The 19,906-nt window shown below is 65.0% G+C and carries 15 protein-coding genes; 1 reads left to right on the plus strand and 14 read right to left on the minus strand.

Translation table 11 applies throughout. The features are described 5' to 3' along the window. Positions 1-11: 11 nt before the first annotated feature. The 3 genes from atpA to ACERNI_RS05550 form a co-directional block, all read right to left on the minus strand. Entirely contained in the window at positions 12-1,541 is a 1,530-nt protein-coding gene (gene atpA, locus ACERNI_RS05540) for a F0F1 ATP synthase subunit alpha (protein WP_448832277.1), read from the minus strand. Beyond that, positions 1,541-2,116 (minus strand): F0F1 ATP synthase subunit delta, encoded by a 576-nt coding sequence (locus tag ACERNI_RS05545; protein WP_448832278.1) that lies wholly within the window; start codon positions 2,114-2,116, stop codon positions 1,541-1,543. Before ACERNI_RS05545 ends, atpA begins: the two co-directional genes overlap by 1 nt. Positions 2,117-2,606: 490 nt before the next feature. Then, entirely contained in the window at positions 2,607-4,850 is a 2,244-nt protein-coding gene (locus ACERNI_RS05550; protein ID WP_448832322.1) for a primosomal protein N', read from the minus strand. A gap of 251 nt (positions 4,851-5,101) precedes the next feature. Between ACERNI_RS05550 and ACERNI_RS05555 the strand changes: the two genes are divergently transcribed. After that, a complete protein-coding gene (locus ACERNI_RS05555; protein ID WP_448832279.1) occupies positions 5,102-6,028 on the plus strand; it encodes a tyrosine recombinase XerC in 927 nt (308 codons plus the stop codon). Here ACERNI_RS05555 and ACERNI_RS05560 read toward each other — a convergent pair. From ACERNI_RS05560 to ACERNI_RS05610, 11 genes are all read right to left on the minus strand, one after another. Next, positions 5,994-6,548 carry a hypothetical protein gene (locus ACERNI_RS05560; protein ID WP_448832280.1) on the minus strand — a complete coding sequence of 185 codons (555 nt, stop codon included), beginning with the start codon at positions 6,546-6,548 and terminating at the stop codon, positions 5,994-5,996. The two genes, ACERNI_RS05555 and ACERNI_RS05560, sit on opposite strands and share 35 nt — an antisense overlap. An 81-nt stretch (positions 6,549-6,629) precedes the next feature. Next, positions 6,630-8,030: a dihydrolipoyl dehydrogenase gene (gene lpdA / locus ACERNI_RS05565; RefSeq protein ID WP_448832281.1), complete on the minus strand. Its 1,401-nt coding sequence runs from the start codon at positions 8,028-8,030 to the stop codon at positions 6,630-6,632. 92 nt (positions 8,031-8,122) lie between these two features. Next, a complete protein-coding gene (odhB, locus tag ACERNI_RS05570; RefSeq protein WP_448832282.1) occupies positions 8,123-9,352 on the minus strand; it encodes a 2-oxoglutarate dehydrogenase complex dihydrolipoyllysine-residue succinyltransferase in 1,230 nt (409 codons plus the stop codon). Between the two features lie 292 nt (positions 9,353-9,644). Then, complete coding sequence (locus ACERNI_RS05575) at positions 9,645-12,605, minus strand: 2-oxoglutarate dehydrogenase E1 component (RefSeq protein WP_448832323.1); 2,961 nt, start codon at positions 12,603-12,605, stop codon at positions 9,645-9,647. Between the two features lie 238 nt (positions 12,606-12,843). Further along, complete coding sequence (gene sucD / locus ACERNI_RS05580) at positions 12,844-13,728, minus strand: succinate--CoA ligase subunit alpha (RefSeq protein WP_191318525.1); 885 nt, start codon at positions 13,726-13,728, stop codon at positions 12,844-12,846. Then, the gene (gene sucC, locus ACERNI_RS05585) at positions 13,728-14,927 is read right to left on the minus strand and encodes an ADP-forming succinate--CoA ligase subunit beta (protein ID WP_448832283.1); all 1,200 of its coding nucleotides are present in this window, start codon (positions 14,925-14,927) and stop codon (positions 13,728-13,730) included. The genes sucD and sucC overlap by 1 nt, the downstream gene beginning before the upstream one ends. Before the next feature lie 87 nt (positions 14,928-15,014). Beyond that, on the minus strand, positions 15,015-16,001 hold the full coding sequence (locus tag ACERNI_RS05590) for a lactate/malate family dehydrogenase (RefSeq protein WP_448832284.1): 987 nt from the start codon (positions 15,999-16,001) through the stop codon (positions 15,015-15,017). Positions 16,002-16,274: 273 nt separating this feature from the next. Next, the gene (locus ACERNI_RS05595; RefSeq protein WP_448832285.1) at positions 16,275-16,889 is read right to left on the minus strand and encodes a TetR/AcrR family transcriptional regulator; all 615 of its coding nucleotides are present in this window, start codon (positions 16,887-16,889) and stop codon (positions 16,275-16,277) included. Then, the gene (zapE, locus tag ACERNI_RS05600; RefSeq protein WP_448832286.1) at positions 16,886-18,115 is read right to left on the minus strand and encodes a cell division protein ZapE; all 1,230 of its coding nucleotides are present in this window, start codon (positions 18,113-18,115) and stop codon (positions 16,886-16,888) included. The genes ACERNI_RS05595 and zapE overlap by 4 nt, the downstream gene beginning before the upstream one ends. A 106-nt stretch (positions 18,116-18,221) precedes the next feature. Continuing rightward, complete coding sequence (locus ACERNI_RS05605) at positions 18,222-18,854, minus strand: AprI/Inh family metalloprotease inhibitor (RefSeq protein ID WP_448832287.1); 633 nt, start codon at positions 18,852-18,854, stop codon at positions 18,222-18,224. A gap of 177 nt (positions 18,855-19,031) precedes the next feature. Then, positions 19,032-19,817 carry a succinate dehydrogenase iron-sulfur subunit gene (locus ACERNI_RS05610; protein WP_448832288.1) on the minus strand — a complete coding sequence of 262 codons (786 nt, stop codon included), beginning with the start codon at positions 19,815-19,817 and terminating at the stop codon, positions 19,032-19,034. Between the last annotated feature and the right edge of the window lie 89 nt (positions 19,818-19,906).

The raw sequence follows: 19,906 nt of genomic DNA on the forward strand, positions 1-19,906 counted from the left end.
GCGCCCTTCAATCAGGCGAAGGTCTTGGCGACGTCAGCGACGACAGCCTGAAGCTTCGCGGCGACATCGTCGCTCAGGTCCCTGGACGTGCGGATGGCGTCGAGGATGTCCGTATGGCGGCCGCGCAGGGAGCCAAGCAGGGTGTCCTCGAACTCGCGAACCCGCGAAACCGGCAGGCTATCGAGATAGCCGTTGACGCCGGCGTAGATCACCGCAACCTGCTCTTCCATCTTCAGCGGCGAGAACTGCGGCTGCTTCAGGAGCTCGGTCAGGCGCGCGCCGCGGTTCAGCAGGCGCTGGGTGGTGGCGTCAAGGTCAGAACCGAACTGGGCGAAGGCCGCCATTTCGCGGTACTGGGCCAGCTCGCCCTTGATCTTGCCGGCGACCTTCTTCATCGCCTTCGTCTGGGCCGACGAACCGACGCGGGACACCGACAGACCGACGTTCACGGCCGGACGGATGCCCTGGAAGAACAGGTCGGTCTCGAGGAAGATCTGACCGTCAGTGATCGAAATCACGTTGGTCGGAATGTAGGCCGACACGTCGTTGGCCTGGGTCTCGATGACCGGAAGCGCCGTCAGCGAACCATTGCCGCTGGCGTCGTTCATCTTCGCCGCGCGCTCCAGCAGACGGGAGTGCAGGTAGAACACGTCGCCCGGATAGGCTTCGCGGCCCGGAGGACGACGCAGCAACAGCGACATCTGGCGGTAAGCGACGGCCTGCTTGGAGAGGTCGTCATAAGTGATCACGGCGTGCATGCCGTTGTCACGGAAGAACTCGCCCATGGCGCAGCCGGAGAACGGGGCCAGGAACTGCATCGGCGCCGGATCCGAAGCGGTGGCGGCGATGATGATCGAGTACTCCAGCGCGCCGTTCTCTTCGAGAACCTTCACGAACTGGGCGACCGTCGAGCGCTTCTGGCCGACGGCGACGTAGACGCAGTACAGCTTCTGCGATTCGTCATCGCCCTGGTTCAGGGGCTTCTGGTTCAGAATGGTGTCGAGCGCGATCGCGGTCTTGCCGGTCTGGCGGTCGCCGATGATCAACTCGCGCTGGCCGCGGCCAACCGGGATCAGGGCGTCGATCGACTTCAGACCGGTCGCCATCGGCTCATGCACCGACTTGCGCGGAATGATGCCCGGCGCCTTGACGTCGACCTGGCGGAACTCGGTCGCCTGGATCGGTCCCTTGCCGTCGATCGGATTGCCGAGCGCGTCGACGACGCGGCCGAGCAGCCCCTTGCCAACCGGCACGCTGACGATGTCGCCAGTACGCTTCACGGTCTGGCCCTCGGCGATGTCACGGTCGGAACCGAACACCACCACGCCGACGTTGTCGTTTTCCAGGTTCAGCGCCATGCCGCGAACGCCGGATTCGAACTCGACCATTTCGCCGGCCTGGACATTGTCCAGACCGTAGCAGCGGGCGATGCCGTCACCAACGGACAGAACCTGGCCAACCTCGGAGACCTCAGCCTCCTGGCCAAAGTTCTTGATTTGCTCTTTGAGAATGGCGGAAATTTCTGCGGCCCGAATGTCCATCAGCCGACCTCTTTCATCGCGAGACGGATCGAATTGAGTTTATTGCGCAGGCTGGCGTCGAGCATGCGACTGCCAAGCCTGACGACGAGACCGCCGATGATCGACGGGTCGATTTTGACGTTCAGATCGACGTCGCCGCCGGCGACATCGCGCAGCGCCTGCTTCAGGTCGTCAAGCGCCTGAACAGACGGCAACGCAGCGAGCGTCACGTCGGCGCGGACCACGCCCTTGCGGGCGGCGACCAGCGCCTTGTACGCCGCAATCATCTGCTGAACTGCGAACAGACGGCGACGGGATGCGACGAGTTTCAGAAAATTGGCGGCAAGTCCGCCAATTCCGGACCGATCGAGGATCGCGGTGACAGCCGCCAGTTGCTCATCCGCCGAGAAAACCGGACTGCGGACGAGGCGCTGCAGGTCGGCGCTCTCCCTCACCAGGGCGTCGAACCGGTCGAGATCAGCCTCAACGCGGTCGATCGCTGCAGCGCCAGATTCCGCTGCCGTATCGAGCAACGCGGAAGCATAGCGGCCAGCGACCCCTGAAATCGGACCTGTCATTGAAGGCTGTTCGGCCACGTCGGCGTCTCACTTTCAGGCTCACGGCGACTCACATGGCGTCAGTCAATGACGCACATGATCGGGCGAGCACATGGACAGGGAGCGGGAAGCGTTCTGCCACCCGTTGGGAGGTCCCCTATCATGGGGATTATTGACGTGCAACCGCTTGCAGGCGCCTCAACGTCGCAACGTGGTCATGTTTGCGCCGGGATTGGGGCATCCAGGGCAGAAACCCGCCGGAGGCTGGCGCCAAGGCTGGCAATTGCTGCGGACAACGGCCGGTTTCCTGATCGCCTCGCCAGCAGATACGCAGACAATCCCCAGCGTTCACAGCTTTTCACAGGCAGCGCCCGCCGACAGGCTCCCAGAGGCCGAAAAGCCTTGCGCTCATACCCGGTTGGTCGGTGTCGGAAGCGTCGAATCAGCAAATGCGCCCGGCCTGATCCGTCCATCCGCCTTTTCGTGCCTGGCGGACGATCCGCGCCAGACACCAGGCGTCAAATCCGCATCAGAAGAAACTCTGCGGGTCAACGTCGATGGTCACCCGCATCCGCGTTGCCGGATTTGGCGCGGCCGCCATGACGGCGCGCAGGAAGCCCTGCAGATCGGTATGACGGGCGGATTTGATCAGCAGCCGGAAGCGATGCATGCCGCGCACGATGGCCAGCGGCGCCTCCGCGGGGCCCAGCACGACGATATCGCCGGATGCGTCTGGCATGGCGTGGGCGACGCGGGCCAGCGCCTGTGCGTGCGCTTCCGTCGCGGTCCGGTCGGGGCCAGCGACGATGATTGCAGCCAGCCGGCCGAAGGGCGCCAGAGCCGCCGCCTCGCGCGTGGCTATCTCCTCGGCGTAGAACCGCTCGATTTGCCCGGACAGCAAGGCGGTCATTACAGGATGCTCCGGCTGGTGCGTCTGCAGGATGGCCCGGCCCGGCGCATCACCGCGCCCGGCGCGGCCTGTCACCTGCTGCAGCATCTGGAAGGTGCGCTCGGCGCCGCGCGGGTCGCCGGTTGCGAGACCGACGTCGGCGTCAACCACGCCCACCAGGGTCAGACGCGGGAAATTGTGGCCCTTGGCCACAAGCTGGGTGCCGATGACGATGCGGAAATCACCGGCGGCGACCGCGTCCAGTTCCTGGCGCATCCGCTCGGAGCCGCCAGCCAGATCGCTCGAGAGCGTGATCGCCGGAACCCCCGGAAACAGCCCGGCAACCTCCTCTGCCAGACGCTCCACGCCCGGCCCCGCCGGAACCAGCGCGTCGACTTCGCCGCAAGCCGGGCAGGCGTCGGGCCGCCGTTCGGTATGGCCGCAATGGTGGCAGATGAGGGCCCGGCGGAAACGGTGCTCAACCAGCGAGGCCGAGCAATTGGGACACTGGAAGCGGTGGCCGCACGACCGGCACAGGGTCAGCGGCGCATAGCCGCGCCGGTTGAGATAGAACAGCGCCTGCTCATCGCGGGCCAGAGTTTCGCGCGCGGCTTCGATCAATGGCTCTGACAGCCAGCGCCCCTTCGGCGGCGCCTGTTTGCGCAGGTCAATGGCCGACAGGCGCGGCATGGCGCGCTGACCGAAGCGTTCTGGCAGGCGCAGATGGCCATAGCGGCCGCGCATGGCGTTGACCCGGCTTTCGATCGATGGCGTCGCGGAGGCCAGCGCCACATGGCAATTTTCGATACGGCCGCGCACAACCGCCATGTCGCGGGCGTGGTAGTGCACGCCGTCTTCCTGCTTGTAGGCGGCTTCGTGCTCCTCATCGACGACAATCAGGCCGAGCTTGCTGAACGGCAGGAACAGCGCCGAGCGGGCTCCGGTCACCACCTGGATCTCGCCGCTGGCGACGCCGGCGTGGATGCGCTCGCGCTGGCGCGGGCTGACGCCCGAATGCCATTCGGCCGGACGGACGCCAAAGCGGGCGGCGAAGCGGTCAAGGAACTGGGCGGTCAGCGCGATTTCCGGCATCATCACCAGCGCCTGCCGGCCCTGGCGCAGCGTTTCGGCGATCGCTTCGAAATAAACTTCGGTCTTGCCCGAGCCGGTGACGCCCTCAATCAGGGTAACGCCAAATTGACCAGCGGCGACGGCTGCGCGCAAAACGGTTGCGGCGGCGGCCTGGCCGCCTGACAGCGCCGCTGGCGCGAACGCCGGATCCGGCGCCTGGGCCGGCGCATCAACCAGCACGCGGGTTTCGAGGCTGCCATCGTCGATCAGGCCATTGATAACCGCCAGGCTTACCCCCGCCGCCCCGGCCAGCGCCTTGCGCGACATCCCGTCATGGTCGGCCAGCGCCGCCAGGGCGCGCTGGCGCGCCGGCGTCATCCGCGCCGGCGTCTTGCCGGTAGCCGTCACTGCGACGCGCGGCGTTTCCGGCGGCAGTTTTTCCGGGTGACGCAAAGCCAGGCGCAACACCTGGCCCCGGGGCGCCAGGGTGTAACGGGCAATCCAGTCAAGCAGCGCCCGCAACCCGTCAGGCAATGGCGGAGCGTCGTATTTTCCACTGATGGTCTTGAGTTTGCGGCCGCTGGCTGCCGCCCCTGGCGGATGCACTGCCCAGACAACGCCGATGGCCTCGCGGGAACCGAAGGGGATGCGGACGATATCGCCCGCCGCCAGCGACAGCTCCGGCGGCGCCAGATATGACCAGACCGTATCGAGCGCCAGCGGCGCCAGCACGTCGACAATGACGGCGGCGCTGGCCAATGCTGCGTCATCGGCGAACAGCATCGGTTTCCTGTCCTGGTCGTCAGCCTTCATCATGGACGGGGAGATAACACCGATTCGGCGCCGGGCGGGCTTCAAAGCGTGCCCCGGCGCAATATCTGTGGGGGCGGCAATCTTGCGTTAAACCCCCTTCGGGCAAGGTGCGCATCTCAGCGCATCAATAAAATGCGCAAAGTCAGAGTGATAAAGCAAACCCTGCCCGGCTGGGCAGGTTTGCTCCGGCCCGCCGGCGCCAGACCGGAACCGACAAACCGCCGCCCAACGCCGGGCCAGGGGAGCAGCGGATGATCGCCACCGACGTCCAGACAGTATTCCAGCAATGGCTCGAACATATGGCCAGCGTCCGGCGCCTGTCGCCGCTGACCATTGAAGCGTATGGCCGGGATCTGCGGCAATTCTTCAGCTTCCTGACAACCCACCTCGGCGCGCCGCCCGCCATTGCCGGCCTTGCGGCGCTGAAGCCTCTGGACCTGCGCGCCTTTCTGTCGGCCCGGCGCCGCGACAACATCGATAATCGCACGCTGATGCGGCAGCTCGCCGCCTTGCGCTCATTCGCGCGCTATTGCGAGCGGGAGGGGATCGTCACCCTCGCCGCCATAGCCGCCGTGCGGGGCCCAAAGCTGGTCCGCAACCTGCCCAGGCCGCTGACCTCCGCCGCAGCCGTGGCGGTCACCGACGTGGACAGCCGCGCCGGCGAGGATCGCCCCGCCTGGGTCCTGGCCCGCGACGCCGCCGTGCTGGCGCTGCTCTACGGCAGCGGCCTGCGCATCAGCGAAGCCCTGTCGATCCGTCGCAAGGACGCGCCTGTGCCCGGCGTCGAGCAGGTCACTGTCACCGGCAAGGGGGCCAAGACCCGCACGGCTCCGGTTCTGCCCCAGGTTGCGGCGCTCGTCGGCGACTATATCGGCCAATGCCCGTGGGGCTTGCCAGCGGATGGGCCGCTGTTTGTCGGTGTGCGCGGTGGGCCGCTGTCGCCACGCATTATCCAGCTCGCCATGCAAAATTTGCGGGGGGCGCTGAGTTTGCCGGAAACCGCAACGCCTCACGCCCTGCGCCATTCTTTCGCCACCCATCTGCTGGGCAGCGGCGCCGATTTGCGCAGCATCCAGGAACTTCTGGGCCACGCCTCCCTGTCGACAACGCAGGGCTATACCAAGATCGACGCCGCCCGCCTGCTCACGGCGTATGATTCGGCCCACCCCCGCGCCTGACCCTGGCGCGCAACAGGCGCATGCGCCGGACGATGCGTTGCATGACGCCACCGCCGCGCATGCGCATTCTTGCGGCGATAGCGCTCAGGCGCGCGCGTAACGGGGCAGTCTGCTCCAGCGCCCAGCCATGCAGGCGCATCAGCCAGCCATAACCTGTCGCGAACCAGCCGATCGTCATCAGTTTCGGGCGCAGGATATCGAACAGGAACAGGCTGAGGCCAGCTGTCAGCAAATGGGCGACGACGAAGGTCAGAAGGCCGGATTTGAGCTTGCCCTGCGCCAGCAGCCATAGCGAAACCAGCTTGAGCGGCTCGACGCAGGCGAAGGGCACGATGAACACCAGCACCGCCGCCCAGGCCGGCAATCGCGAAAGCGCAGCCTCGAGCCGGGCGCGGATCCGCGCCCATGGCAACACGCGGCCAAGCCAGCGCAGCAGCGGCTGCAATTGCGCCCAGGCCCACGCTTCCAGCAGGAACGCCAGCGCCAGCACCAGCCAGAGAGCCTTCTTGATACGCCGCATGCGTCAGTCCTGCGCGCCGGAAACAGCAACGGCGCGAACCTGAGGTTCGCGCCGCCCGCATCGCCGGAATGTTTCCGGGGATCAGATGTGAATCGCGCGCTTGTCGACCGCGAGGGCCGCTTCGCGCACCGCCTCCGACATGGTCGGATGGGCATGGGTCGAACGGGCGAGATCCTCGGCCGAGCCGCCGAACTCCATCAGCACCACCGCTTCATGGATCATCTCGCCCGCATTGGCGCCAACGATGTGCACGCCAAGCACCCGGTCCGTCTCCTTGTCGGCCAGCACCTTGACGAAACCATCCGTCGCCAGATTGGCGCGGGCGCGGCCATTGGCGGTAAAGGGGAACTTGCCGACGTTGTATGCAACGCCCGCCTGCTTCAATTCATCCTCAGTCTTGCCGACGGAGGCGATTTCCGGCTGCGTGTACACCACGGCCGGAATGGCGTCGTAGTTCACGTGGCCAGCCTTGCCCGCCAGCATTTCCGCAATGGCGATGCCCTCGTCCTCGCCCTTGTGAGCCAGCATCGGCCCGACAACCACGTCGCCGACGGCATAGATGCCCGGAACATTGGTGCGGTAGTGATCATCAATCGCCACGCGCCCACGCTCATCAAGGGCGACGCCTACCTCCTGCAGGCCAAGGCCTTCAGTGTAGGGCTTGCGGCCGATGGCAACGAGCACGACATCCGCCTGCACCTGCTCGGCTTCGCCGCCAGCCGCCGGCTCAACCGTGAGGGTCACGCCTTTCGCGGTTGCCTTGGCGCCCGTCACCTTGGCGCCGAGACGGAATTTGACGCCCTGCTTCTGAAACAGACGCTGGGCCTGCTTCGCCACTTCTTCGTCCATGCCCGGCAGGATGCGGTCGAGGAATTCGATGACCTCGACCTCGGCGCCCAGACGCCGCCACACCGAGCCAAGCTCCAGGCCGATGACGCCGGCGCCGATGACCACGAGGCGCCCCGGAACCTTGCCCAGCTCCAGCGCGCCGGTGGACGATACGATGCGCTTCTCGTCGATCTCGACGCCTTTCAGCGGCATGACATCGGAGCCTGTGGCGATGACGATCGCCTTCGTCTCCAGCGTGCTCTTCGCGCCATCTTCGGCCGTCACTTCCACCGCATTCGGCGCGGTGATGCGTCCGGCGCCGATGAAGCTGTCGATCTTGTTCTTTTTGAACAGGAAGGCGACGCCATTGACGTTGGCCGACACGGTGTCGGTCTTGTGTCCCATCATCTTCGGCAGGTCGAGCTCTGGCGCGCTCACCTTGACGCCGAGCGCCGCCAGCCCGTGACCAGCTTCCTCGAACATCTCGGACGCGTGCAGCAGCGCCTTGGAGGGGATGCAGCCGACGTTGAGGCAGGTGCCGCCGAACGTCTTGCGCTTCTCCACCACCGCCGTCTTCAGTCCAAGCTGGGCGGCCCGGATGGCGCAGACATATCCGGCCGGGCCGGAACCGATGACGACGAGATCATAGGACATGATTGAACTCTCAGTGCCATGTGCAGGGAAGGCGATCGCCCCCGGCGCAGACGGTCAGGGCCGCGCCGCCGCCGGGATAATTGCGCGCCAGATCAGAGATCGAGCACCAGACGGGTCGGATCCTCAAGGTTCTCCTTGATGCGGACAAGGAACGTGACCGCTTCCTTGCCGTCGATGATGCGGTGGTCATAGCTGACCGCCAGATACATCATCGGCCGCGCCACGATCTGTCCCTTGTAGACAACCGGACGCTGCTCGATGCGGTGCATGCCCAGAATGGCCGACTGCGGCGCGTTCAGGATCGGGGTCGACATCAGCGAGCCGTAAATGCCGCCGTTGGAGATGGTGAACGTGCCGCCCTGCATGTCCTCGATCTTCAGCTGTCCGTCGCGGGCCTTGCGGCCGTAGTCGGAAATCTGCTTCTCGATATCGGCGATGGAGAGCGTATCGGCGTCGCGCACCACCGGCACGACCAGCCCCTTGTCGGTGCCGACGGCGACGCCGATGTGGTAATAGTTCTTGTAGACCAGATCGACGCCGTCGATCTCGGCGTTGACCGAGGGCACGTCCTTCAGGGCGGCGACGGCGGCCTTCACGAAGAAGCCCATGAAGCCAAGCTTGGCGCCATGCTTCTTCTCGAAGGCGTCCTTGTACTGCGAGCGCAGTTCCATCACCGCGGTCATGTCGACATCGTTGAACGTCGTCAGCATCGCGGCGGTCTGCTGGGCGTCCTTGAGACGACGGGCGATAGTCTGGCGCAGACGGGTCATGCGCACGCGCTCTTCGCGGGAGGCGTCATCCGGGGCGGACGGCGCGCGCACGGCGACCGGCGCCTCAGCCTGCTGGGCCGGCGCATTGGCGAGACGCGCCACCGCGCCAAGCATGTCGCCCTTGGTCACCCGGCCATCCTTGCCGCTGCCGGCGACAGCAGCCGGATTGACGCCGCTTTCCGCAGCGATGCGGCTGACCGCAGGGCCATTTTCCCCGGCAACCTTCGCAGCGACGGGCGCCGGCGCGGGAGCAGGCGGAGCGGCCTTCGCCTCTTCCTTTTTCGGTGCGGGCGCAGCAGCGGCAGCGCCAGCAGCGCCTTCCGCAATGGCGCCAAGCAGCGCCCCGGCGGCGACGGTTTCGCCTTCCTGGGCAACGATTTCGGCCAGCACGCCCGAAGCCGGCGCATTCACCTCAAGCGTTACCTTGTCGGTTTCAAGCTCACACAGGGGCTCATCCGCCTTGACGGCGTCGCCTGCCTTCTTGAACCAGCGGCCAATGGTGGCCTCGGTCACCGACTCGCCAAGGGTTGGAACGCGGATTTCGGTCGCCATGATCGTATCGGTCTTTCTGTCAGCGACGGTGCGCCTCCGGCATTTTCCGGCCAGGCCGGAAGCAGCGGAAGCGCCGCGTCAGATTTCGGATCGGGCGATTGGCGGACAGGCCGCAGCGACTCGCCGAATTGTCTATTCAGGCGCGCCCATATCCCGGCGGGACGCGCGCGCCTCCCTGTGAACTGTCGCCCGACGGGCGTCTGCAAGTCCAGTCGCCCCCTGTCACCAGGCTGGAGCGGCGCCTTGAAGGTGAGGCGCGCCGGAAGCTGGCTCCGGTCGCGCCTGCTGGGCGTCAGGACGCAAAAGCGTCGTCGAGGAAGGCCTGAAGCTGCGCCAGGTGCTTCGACATCTGTCCCACAGCCGGCGAAGCCGCCGCCGGACGCCCGACGTAACGGGGACGCTGCACCTTTGCGTTGCAATGCTCCAGCACCCAGTCGAGATACGGCTGCACGAACGTCCAGGCGCCCATGTTCCGCGGCTCTTCCTGACACCAGACCAGCTCGGCGTTCGGGAAGCGGCTGAAAATATTGGTCAGCGTCTTCACCGGGAACGGATAAAGCTGCTCGGCGCGCAGCAGGTAGACATCGTCAATCCCCCGCTTCTCACGCTCTTCCAGCAGGTCATAGTAAACCTTGCCGGTGCACAGGACGACGCGGCGGATGCGGTCATCCTTCACCAGCCTGATCGGGCTGGCGTCGGGATAACGCTCGGCGTCATCGTGAAGGATGCGGTGGAAGGTCGAATCCTCGCCCAGCTCCGACAGCTGCGACACGCAACGCTTGTGACGCAGCAGCGACTTCGGCGTCATCAGCACCAGCGGCTTGCGGAAGTCGCGCTTCTGCTGCCGGCGCAGGATGTGGAAGTAGCTGGCCGGCGTCGAGCAGTTGGCCACCTGCATGTTGTCTTCGGCGCAGAGCTGCAGATAGCGCTCGAGTCGCGCCGACGAGTGCTCGGGGCCCTGGCCCTCATAGCCGTGCGGCAGCAACATCACCAGGCCGGACATGCGCAGCCACTTGCGCTCGCCGGAGGAGATAAACTGGTCGACCACCACCTGGGCGCCGTTGGCGAAGTCGCCAAACTGGGCCTCCCAGATGGTCAGGGCGTTGGGCTCCGCCAGCGAGTAGCCATACTCGAAGCCAAGCACCGCTTCTTCCGAGAGCATCGAGTTGATGGCCTCGTAGCGCGCCTGCCCCTCGCGCAAATGGTTCAACGGCTTGTAACGACGGTCCGTCTCCTGGTCGTGCACCACCGAATGGCGCTGCGAGAAGGTGCCGCGCTCCACGTCCTGGCCGGACAGGCGGACCGGATTGCCGTCCAGCAGCAGCGAACCGAAAGCCAGCGCCTCGGCCGTCGCCCAGTCGATGCCCTCGCCGCTCTCGATCGCCTTGCGGCGGGTATCGAGGAAGCGGACGATGGTGCGGTGCGCGGTGAAGTCCTTCGGCAGCTCGGTCAGACGCAGGCCGATGTCCTTCAGTTCGGCCACCGGAACGCCGGTGTGACCACGGCGCGGATCGTCGCTGTCCTCGCGGACGGCCTTCATGCCGGACCAGCGACCGTCGAGCCAGTCGGCCTTGTTGGGCTTGTATGTCTGCGCCGCCTCGAATTCGGCGTCGAGATGGGCGCGCCATTCGGCCTTGCGCTCATCGACCTGCGCCTCGGTGACCACGCCCTCCTCGACCAGCTTCTTCGCGTAGATGTCGAGGGTGGTCTGGTGCTTGCGAATGGTCTTGTACATCAGCGGCTGGGTGAACGCGGGCTCGTCGCCCTCGTTGTGACCGAACCGCCGGTAGCAGAACATGTCTATGACCACCGGCTTGTGGAAGCGCTGGCGGAACTCGGTCGCCACCTTGGCCGCGAACACCACCGCTTCCGGATCGTCGCCGTTGCAGTGGAACACCGGAGCCTCAACCATCTTCGCCACGTCGGACGGATAGGGCGAGGAGCGCGAGAAACGCGGATTGGTGGTGAAACCGATCTGGTTGTTGATGATGAAGTGCAGCGAGCCGCCAGTACGGTGGCCTTTCAGCCCTGACAGGCCAAAGCATTCCGCCACCACGCCCTGGCCAGCGAACGCCGCGTCGCCATGGATCAGCAACGGCATGGCCTTCGAACGCTCGATGCGGTCGTCAAGCTGATCCTGCTTGGCGCGCACCTTGCCGAGCACCACCGGATCGACGATCTCAAGGTGGGACGGATTGGCTGCGAGCGACAGGTGAACGTGATTGTTGTCGAACGCCCGGTCTGAAGACACGCCAAGGTGATACTTGACGTCGCCCGAACCCTCGACATCGTCCGGCTTGAAAGAACCGCCCTTGAACTCGTTGAAAATGGCCCGGTGCGGCTTCGCCATCACCTGCGCCAGCACGTTGAGCCGGCCGCGGTGGGCCATGCCGAAAGAAATGTCGCGCACGCCAAGCGCGCCGCCACGCTTGATGATCTGCTCCAGCGCCGGAATGATGGCTTCACCGCCGTCGAGACCGAAGCGCTTGGTGCCGGTGTACTTGAGATCGATAAACTTCTCGAAGCCTTCGGCCTCGATAAGCTTGTTCAGGATGGCGCGCTTGCCCTCCGGCGTGAACGCGACTTCCTTGTCCGGCCCCTCAATGCGCTCCTGAATCCAGGCCTTCTCGACCGGATCGGAGATATGCATGAATTCAAAGCCAATGGTCTGGCAGTAGGTGCGCCGCAGGATATCCAGCATCTGGCGCACGGTGGCGAATTCAAGCCCGAGCACATTGTCGATGAAAATCTTGCGATCGTAATCTGCTTCCTCGAAACCATAGGACGAGGGATGCAGTTCGACATGATCGCCGCGCGGCTCAAGGCGCAGCGGATCGAGATCGGCGTGGAGATGACCGCGCATGCGATAGGCGCGGATCATCATGATGGCGCGGACGCTGTCGCGGGTCGCCTGGGCGACCGCGCCCTCGGACATGGCGACGCCCTGCTCCTGCGCCTTCTTGCGCAGCTTGTCGCCGACAACCTTCTCGGCCGGCCAGTCGCCGTCCATCGCCGAAACCAGTTCGCCATTGGCCGCCACCGGCCAGTTCGGCCGACGCCAGGAGGCGCCTTCGGCGTTCTTGCGCACCAGCGACGCGTCGTCGCTCAGACCACCGAAGAACTCCCGCCACTCGGCGTCAACGGAGGCCGGGTCGTTTTCATACCTGGCCTGAAGCTGCTCAAGGTAGGCGGCGTTACCTCCGTAGAGGAACGCTGTGTCGGCAAAAAGAGCGTTGTCGTCCTGTCGCGCCATAACTGTCTGTCCCTGCCGGAACCCGCTGGCCGCCACCAGAATGTGGCGCGCCATGGTGAGCTTTTCAGCCCGGTCCGTCTCTCTCCGGTTGGAGAGACGGAGCGCGAATCGGCCCCCGGTGGTCGATCCGCATTTGTTGATGATGTTGGCCTGGCCCCGTTACTGAAATCCAAAACTGGCGAGGATATGGTGATTTTCGCCAGTTTTGCCAGTGAACAGCGGCCTTTGTCTGGCCAGATCAGCCCTTGAGGACCTCGACAAGCGTCTTGCCAAGACGGGCCGGAGACGGCGACACGCGGATGCCCGCGGCCTCCATCGCGGCGATCTTGTCCTCGGCGCCGCCCTTGCCGCCCGAGATGATGGCGCCGGCATGGCCCATGCGGCGGCCGGGAGGAGCGGTGCGGCCAGCGATGAAGCCAACCATCGGCTTCTTGCGGCCCCGCTTCGCCTCGTCCTTGATGAACTGGGCGGCGTCTTCCTCGGCCGAGCCGCCGATCTCGCCAATCATGACAATCGACTCGGTCTTCGGGTCCGCCAGGAACATCTCCAGCATGTCGATGAACTCGGTGCCCTTGACCGGGTCGCCGCCGATGCCGACAGCGGTGGTCTGGCCGAGGCCTTCGTTGGTGGTCTGGAACACCGCTTCATAGGTCAGCGTGCCGGAGCGCGACACGATGCCGACGTTGCCGGGCTTGAAGATGTTGGCCGGCATGATGCCGATCTTCGATTCGCCAGCGGTGACGACGCCAGGGCAGTTCGGGCCGATCAGGCGCGACTTCGAGCCTTCCAGCGAACGCTTGACGCGCACCATGTCGAGCACCGGAATGCCCTCGGTGATGCAGACGATCAGCGGGATCTCGGCGTCGATGGCCTCGCAGATCGCGTCAGCGGCGCCTGGCGGCGGCACGTACACGACGGTGGCGTTGGCGCCAGTCTTGCCGGCCGCCTCAGCGACGGTGTCGAACACCGGCAGGCCGAGGTGGGTGGAGCCGCCCTTGCCCGGCGAGGTGCCGCCAACCAGGGTCGCGCCATAGGCGATCGCCTGCTCGGAATGGAAGGTGCCGGTCTTGCCGGTGAAGCCCTGGGTGATGATCCGGGTGTTCTTGTCGATCAGAATGGACATCAGCCCTGCTCCTTCACAGCCTTGACGATTTTCTGGGCCGCGTCATCGAGATCGTCGGCGGGAATCACGTTGAGACCCGACTCGCGAATGATTTTCTTGCCTTCTTCGACGTTGGTGCCCTCAAGGCGAACAACCAGCGGAACCTTCAGGCCAACGGTCTTCACGGCGGCGATGACGCCACGCGCGATGACGTCGCACTTCATGATGCCGCCGAAGATGTTGACGAGAATGCCCTTCACGTTCGGATCAGAGGTGATGATCTCGAACGCTGCAGTGACCTTCTCCTCACTGGCGCCGCCGCCGACGTCGAGGAAGTTGGCTGGCTCTTCGCCGTACAGCTTGATGATGTCGAGGGTCGCCATGGCGAGGCCGGCGCCGTTGACCATGCAGCCAATGGTGCCGTCGAGCGCGATGTAGGCGAGATCGTGCTTGGAAGCCTCGATTTCCTTCGGGTCTTCCTCAGTGATGTCGCGCAGCGCCACGATGTCGGCATGACGGTACAGCGAATTGCCGTCGAAGCTGATCTTGGCGTCAAGGCACTTCAGCTGGCCCTGGGTCGTGACGATCAGCGGGTTGATCTCCAGCATTTCCATGTCTTTGCTGGTGAACGCCGTGTAGAGGATCGCCGTGAGCTTCTCGGCCTGCTTGGCGAGATCGCCGGTCAGGTTGAGCGCCTTGGCAACAGCGCGGCCGTGGTGCGGCATGACGCCCGTCGCCGGATCAACCGAGAACGACACGATCTTCTCGGGCGTGTCATGGGCGACCTGCTCGATGTCCATGCCGCCTTCGGTCGACACAACGAATGCAACGCGGCCCGTCTCACGGTCCACGAGCATCGACAGGTAGAATTCCTTTTCGATGTCGGAGCCGTCCTCGATGTAGAGGCGGTTGACCTGCTTGCCAGCTTCGCCGGTCTGGATGGTCACCAGCGTGGCGCCCAGCATCTGCTGTGCGAATTCGCGGACTTCTTCCACCGACTTCGCAAGGCGCACGCCGCCCTTTTCGCCAGCCGAAGCTTCCTTGAACTTGCCCTTGCCGCGACCGCCGGCATGGATCTGGCTCTTCACGACCCAAAGCGGGCCGCCAAGCTCGCGCGCTGCGGCTTCGGCCTCATCAGCCGAGAAAATTGCCTTGCCGCGGGAGACCGGCGCGCCGAACTCCTTGATGACGGCCTTGGCCTGGTACTCGTGGATATTCATACGAAGCGTCCCTCTATGCCCGATGGGGCTTCCGTTGTGAGCGCGCCGGCCTCTGCGGAAGCCGCGCGAACCGTCTGTCTGGCCCCATCAAGGCGCCGTTCCAGTCTGGACAGATGCCGGAGCAATGTCCGCGCAGAGCGCCATGCGCCTTCTGAAGGCGGCGACAGCCCCTGCAAACGTCGCGCGCTCCGCATCATCCAGACCCAACCCGATGATGCGTTCGACGCCGCGCCGGCCGATGACGACCGGCGCGTTCACGACAACGTCGCGCTCGCCATAGTCCCCATCAAGGCGCGCCGCCAGCGTGAGCACGCGTTTCTGATCGCTCAGATAACTTTTTGCTGCGATGACAGCCAGGGCGGCCGGCGCGCTGGACGCCGAACCAGTCCTCAACCCGCTTCCAGGCTCGCCCGCAACCTTGCGCGCGCGCGCCACCGCAGCCTCGATCCACTCCCGGCCGGGCTGTCCTGGACGGACAACTTCCGGAAGCGGAACGCCGGCAACCGTCGAATAGCGCAGGAGGACCGCCGTGTCATCGGCATCAAACTCGCCGCCAATGATATTGATTCGCACATCGGCGACCGACACGTCGAGTTCGCCTGCAATCTGAAGGGACAACTCCGCAGCGAAAGCCGAGGCCGGAACGCCAACAACCCGCCCCGGCGCCAATCCTGACGCCTCCTGCAGGCGCGCCGTCATGACCGCCACAGGCCCGGTCAGGCACAGCACGAAAGCGTCGCGCGCTTCATGACCAATCGCCTCCCCAATCTGCGTCACCGTGGCGGCGTTCATCGCCAGCCAGTCATCGCTGGAGGCAAGGGAGGCGGCAGGCAGCCCGGCGGTGACGATGACAACGTCAGCGCCACGGATGTCGGCAAGATCTGCGGAGGCCGCGATATCAGGCGTTTCGCCGAACGCCATCGCAGCGCGGCGCATGTCGGCGGCCCGTTTCCCGGCGACGCCCGCGGCGGTGTCGATCAGGCGGAGCCTGGCCACGCCAGAGCGATGCAGCAACTGGGCCACAATCTGCCCCGCATGCCCCACGCCAACAATCGCAACGACACCCGTATTCATGCCTCTCCGGCCTGTCTTCCCTGCTCCCGCCACCATGGGGCCATCGGGCCCATCAGGGAATGCGGTTCCCGCGAAGGCAGGCCGTTTAGACAGGTTCCATATTATGTTTCAAGTGGTTGGGGACCGTGGCGCAAGGGCTCCGGCCTCGCTCCGATGGCTGCCAGAACGTCATCAAGTATTTGGAATTATTAATGAAAACATCTCCCAGCGCACGCCATCAATCGCCGGAAGGCGAAAATTTTGAAAGTTACAAATTTCTATTTCTGTAACCTGTCACACAATTCCGGCGCGCATGATGCGCAGCACAATGCGCACCGACGCCTGCAAGCGAGTGTCGATCAGGGCCCGGACCCGGGTCGCATCCACCGTCACGGAGGATGGGTGGGTAAACCGGTGCAGCGCATCGACAAGAAACGCCAGGGCAGCGTCCCGGTCGGAGACCTCGAAAATCCCGGCCCCCCGACCTTCATCAATCACATCGCCAAACAACCGACGCACCCGGCCGAGGTGCCGGCGCGCCAGGGGACGATTGCTTGCGGTTGCGCTGGCATAGAGTTCGAACACCCGCGGGTCGCGCTCCAGCAGGTCACGATACCCGCGCGCCAGGGCGAAGATCATCCGTTCGAGCTTGTCGTCGGCCGGATCCGGTGCGCCAGCCACATCCGCCAGATGCGCCTCAACCGGTCGCAGCGCCGCAGCGGCAACCGCGTCGAGCAAATCTTCGCGCGAGGCAAAATACCGGTAGACATTGGCGTGGGTCATGCCGGCTTCCTCAGCGACAGCGACCAGCCGGACCCTTTTGGCGCCGCCACGCCGAAGATGCTCTGTTGCGATGGTCAGCAACCGCCCCTTCGGATGACCGGAAGGGCGACGGCCAGCGGCGGTCATCCCGCACCCCCACCGGCATCGGCCTCTGCATCGTCCACGCCCTCCAGGTCCGTGGGACGCCCATAGGGCAGCGCCAGGTAGACCTCAGACTGCATCTCAATCAACCGTGAAACCGTGCGGTCAAACTCAAACGCCTCGCGGCCCGAGGTGGCGGTATACAGCGCCGTTGGCTCCGCTTCCGCCGACGCAAGCAACTTGACCCGGTACTCGTACAGGGTGTCGATCAACGTGATAAAGCGCTTGGCCTCGTTGCGTTTCTCCATCGCCATCACCGGAATGTTCTCGATGATGACCGTATGGAAATTCTCGGCTATGGCCCGATAGTCGGAAGCCCCGTAAGCCCGTGCGCACAGATCGTTGAATTCGAAACGGCCGACCCCAGGGCCAGCTTCCGGGACCGCTACCCGATGTCCTTTCACCGTCAGGGTCACCGCCCGCCCGTGAGCCATGCCAGACAGACGGCGGAAAGCCTCACGCAAGGCCGCATGAGCCTGTTGGTTCGCAGGCGTATGGAAAACCCGCGCGCCGGCGAGCTTCTCCAGACGAAAATCGGTGCGCGAATCGAGCTGGACCACGTCCATATGCGTCGTGATCAGATCGATAAATGGAAGGAACAGGCCGCGGTTGAGGCCATTCTCATACAGCCGCTGCGGCTCAACGTTCGATGTCGCCACAACAGTGACGCCCCGCTCGAACATCGCCCTGAAAAGCCGGCCGAGGATCATGGCGTCGGCGATATCCGTGACCGTGAATTCGTCGAAGCACAGCAACCGCGCTTCAGCAGCCAGTTCCCCAGCGACCACCGGGATCGGGTCGACGTCTTTCGTCCTCCCGTCCTTTACCTGTTGCCGGAAGGCAAAGATCCGGTCGTGGGCGTCGGCCATGAATTCGTGAAAATGCGCCCGCCGCTTGCGATCGATGGCGACCTCCTCAAAGAAGAGGTCCATGAGCATGGTCTTGCCGCGCCCAACCAGGCCCCAGATATAGAGGCCGCGCAACGGTTCCGGCGCCGGCGATTTGCGCCCGAACAGACGCCCCAGCAGGCTGCCGCCGCCCTGGGCCGCGCCGGCTTCCATGCGCGTGAGCAGCGCGTCGAATTCCTGAACCAGCGCCTCCTGCGCCGGATCACGTTCAATCGCCTCGCTGGCCACAAGCGCTTCATAGCGCGCCTGCACCTTGCCGGCGCCGTCACGCCGCGCGATCGCCGATGCAGACTGGACGCCCACTGTACCGCTCCAACCCGGGTCCGCCGGGAATATCAAAACCACCAGATGACAGACAAACGGCGCCTGCAGGCGCCGTTCTGTTTCCAATGCATCTGCAACGCAAGCCTTATTTGCTCAGCGACAGGGGCGCGCCAGATTTGGCGATAACGCCGCTAAACTGACCGCCGCTGTCTCGCAGGCGGGCGACGACGCCGCCACGGGCGTACAGGTAAACTTCGCCGTCACGGAACTCCCAGGCGTTGACGCTCTGAAGATCCTTGTTGGCGCAGCCCGAGGTGCTGGCCCGGTACAGATCAAGCGACGGGGTCGACGACAGGGTCACGCCACAATTGCCCGCCGCCTCCTTCGCGGTCCAGCGGCCGATGGCGCTGGACCGGCTTGCTGGCGGAGGCGCAGCCGGCGTCGCCGGCGGCGTCGTTGCTGGAGAAAGGCCAGCGACATTGGTCGATCCGGGGGCCGCCACGCCTGGCATATTCGGATCTGGCGCGATCACGGCCCCTGGCGCCGGTGGCAACGGACTGCTTTCCACGCGACCGGCAGGAGAGGCGCCAAGGCCGGGCTCGATATCAGATTCCACCACCGCCTGACGTTGGGGAGCGGTGCGCCGGTAACCGCCGCCGTCATCGAAACGGCTGGACTGGCAGGCGGCGAGCGTGGCGGCAACCGACACAACGGCGGCCAGGCGCAGCAGGCCAGCGCCGCTTTTCCGTTCAAGCTGGGAGTAAGTGCCTAGCAGCATATGCGGGTTTCCCGGACCTTTTTGAAGCGCTCCCCTTGGGAGAACCATGTCATGTCTAGCCCGGAACGTGTCCCGGGCGAAACGCCAGTCGCCCGATATTCACGTAAGTGTGGCCTCAAAACAATGCGGCGCCGGGCAAGGCCCGACGCCGCGCATGCAACCAGTGCCTGGCTATGGTCAGACCTGACGCACCACCATCATCTTCTTGATCTCGGCGATCGCCTTCGCCGGGTTCAGGTGCTTGGGGCACGCGTTAGCGCAGTTCATGATGGTATGGCAGCGATACAGGCGGAAGGGGTCTTCCAGCTTGTCCAGGCGCGCGCCGGTCTCCTCGTCACGGCTGTCGATCAGCCAGCGATAGGCCTGCAGCAGCGCGGCGGGGCCCATATAGCGGCTGCCGTTCCACCAGTAGCTCGGGCAAGAGGTGCTGCAGCAGGCGCAAAGAATGCACTCATACAGGCCGTCAAGCTTTTGCCGGTCTTCCGGCGACTGGAGCCATTCCTTCTCGGGAGCCGGAGTCACCGTCTTCAGATAAGGCTCGATGGCGGCGTGCTGCGCGTAGAACGTGCTGAGATCAGGCACCAGATCCTTGACCACCGGCATGTGCGGCAGCGGATAGATCCGCACCACGCCCTTGTCGACGCATTCATCAATGCCGATGGTGCAGGCCAGCGTATTGGCGCCGTTGATGTTCATCGAGCACGAACCGCAGATGCCCTCGCGGCAGGAGCGGCGCAGCGTCAGGGTCGGGTCGACGTTGTTCTTGATCCAGAGCAGCGCGTCGAGAACCATCGGGCCGCAATCATCGCGGTCGACATAATAGGTGTCGATGACCGGGTTCTTGCCGTCATCCGGGTTCCAGCGATAGATCCGGAACGTGGTGGTGCGGGCGGCCGAGGCAGGCTTCGGCCAGGTCTTACCCTCGGAAATCCGGGAGTTCTTGGGCAGGGAAAATTCGGCCATCTCGCGTCCAGCCTCAATCTCGTCATCGGCCCGGCGACCTTCGCCGGCCGGGCCATTTCAACGTCCGTCCGGCATCCGGACGAGGATGC

Source organism: Camelimonas sp. ID_303_24 (assembly GCF_053543495.1).

Excerpts from the sequence above, each read along its gene's own strand:
- lpdA (WP_448832281.1), bottom strand. The coding sequence starts at position 8,030 with ATGTCCTATGATCTCGTCGTCATCGGTTCCGGCCCGGCCGGATATGTC.
- ACERNI_RS05560 (WP_448832280.1), bottom strand. The coding sequence starts at position 6,548 with ATGCGGCGTATCAAGAAGGCTCTCTGGCTGGTGCTGGCGCTGGCGTTC.
- atpA (WP_448832277.1), bottom strand. The coding sequence starts at position 1,541 with ATGGACATTCGGGCCGCAGAAATTTCCGCCATTCTCAAAGAGCAAATC.
- ACERNI_RS05550 (WP_448832322.1), bottom strand. The coding sequence starts at position 4,850 with ATGAAGGCTGACGACCAGGACAGGAAACCGATGCTGTTCGCCGATGAC.
- ACERNI_RS05575 (WP_448832323.1), bottom strand. The coding sequence starts at position 12,605 with ATGGCGCGACAGGACGACAACGCTCTTTTTGCCGACACAGCGTTCCTC.
- ACERNI_RS05605 (WP_448832287.1), bottom strand. The coding sequence starts at position 18,854 with ATGCTGCTAGGCACTTACTCCCAGCTTGAACGGAAAAGCGGCGCTGGC.
- ACERNI_RS05610 (WP_448832288.1), bottom strand. The coding sequence starts at position 19,817 with ATGGCCGAATTTTCCCTGCCCAAGAACTCCCGGATTTCCGAGGGTAAG.
- sucC (WP_448832283.1), bottom strand. The coding sequence starts at position 14,927 with ATGAATATCCACGAGTACCAGGCCAAGGCCGTCATCAAGGAGTTCGGC.
- sucD (WP_191318525.1), bottom strand. The coding sequence starts at position 13,728 with ATGTCCATTCTGATCGACAAGAACACCCGGATCATCACCCAGGGCTTC.
- ACERNI_RS05595 (WP_448832285.1), bottom strand. The coding sequence starts at position 16,889 with ATGACCGCCGCTGGCCGTCGCCCTTCCGGTCATCCGAAGGGGCGGTTG.
- ACERNI_RS05555 (WP_448832279.1), top strand. The coding sequence starts at position 5,102 with ATGATCGCCACCGACGTCCAGACAGTATTCCAGCAATGGCTCGAACAT.
- ACERNI_RS05590 (WP_448832284.1), bottom strand. The coding sequence starts at position 16,001 with ATGAATACGGGTGTCGTTGCGATTGTTGGCGTGGGGCATGCGGGGCAG.
- odhB (WP_448832282.1), bottom strand. The coding sequence starts at position 9,352 with ATGGCGACCGAAATCCGCGTTCCAACCCTTGGCGAGTCGGTGACCGAG.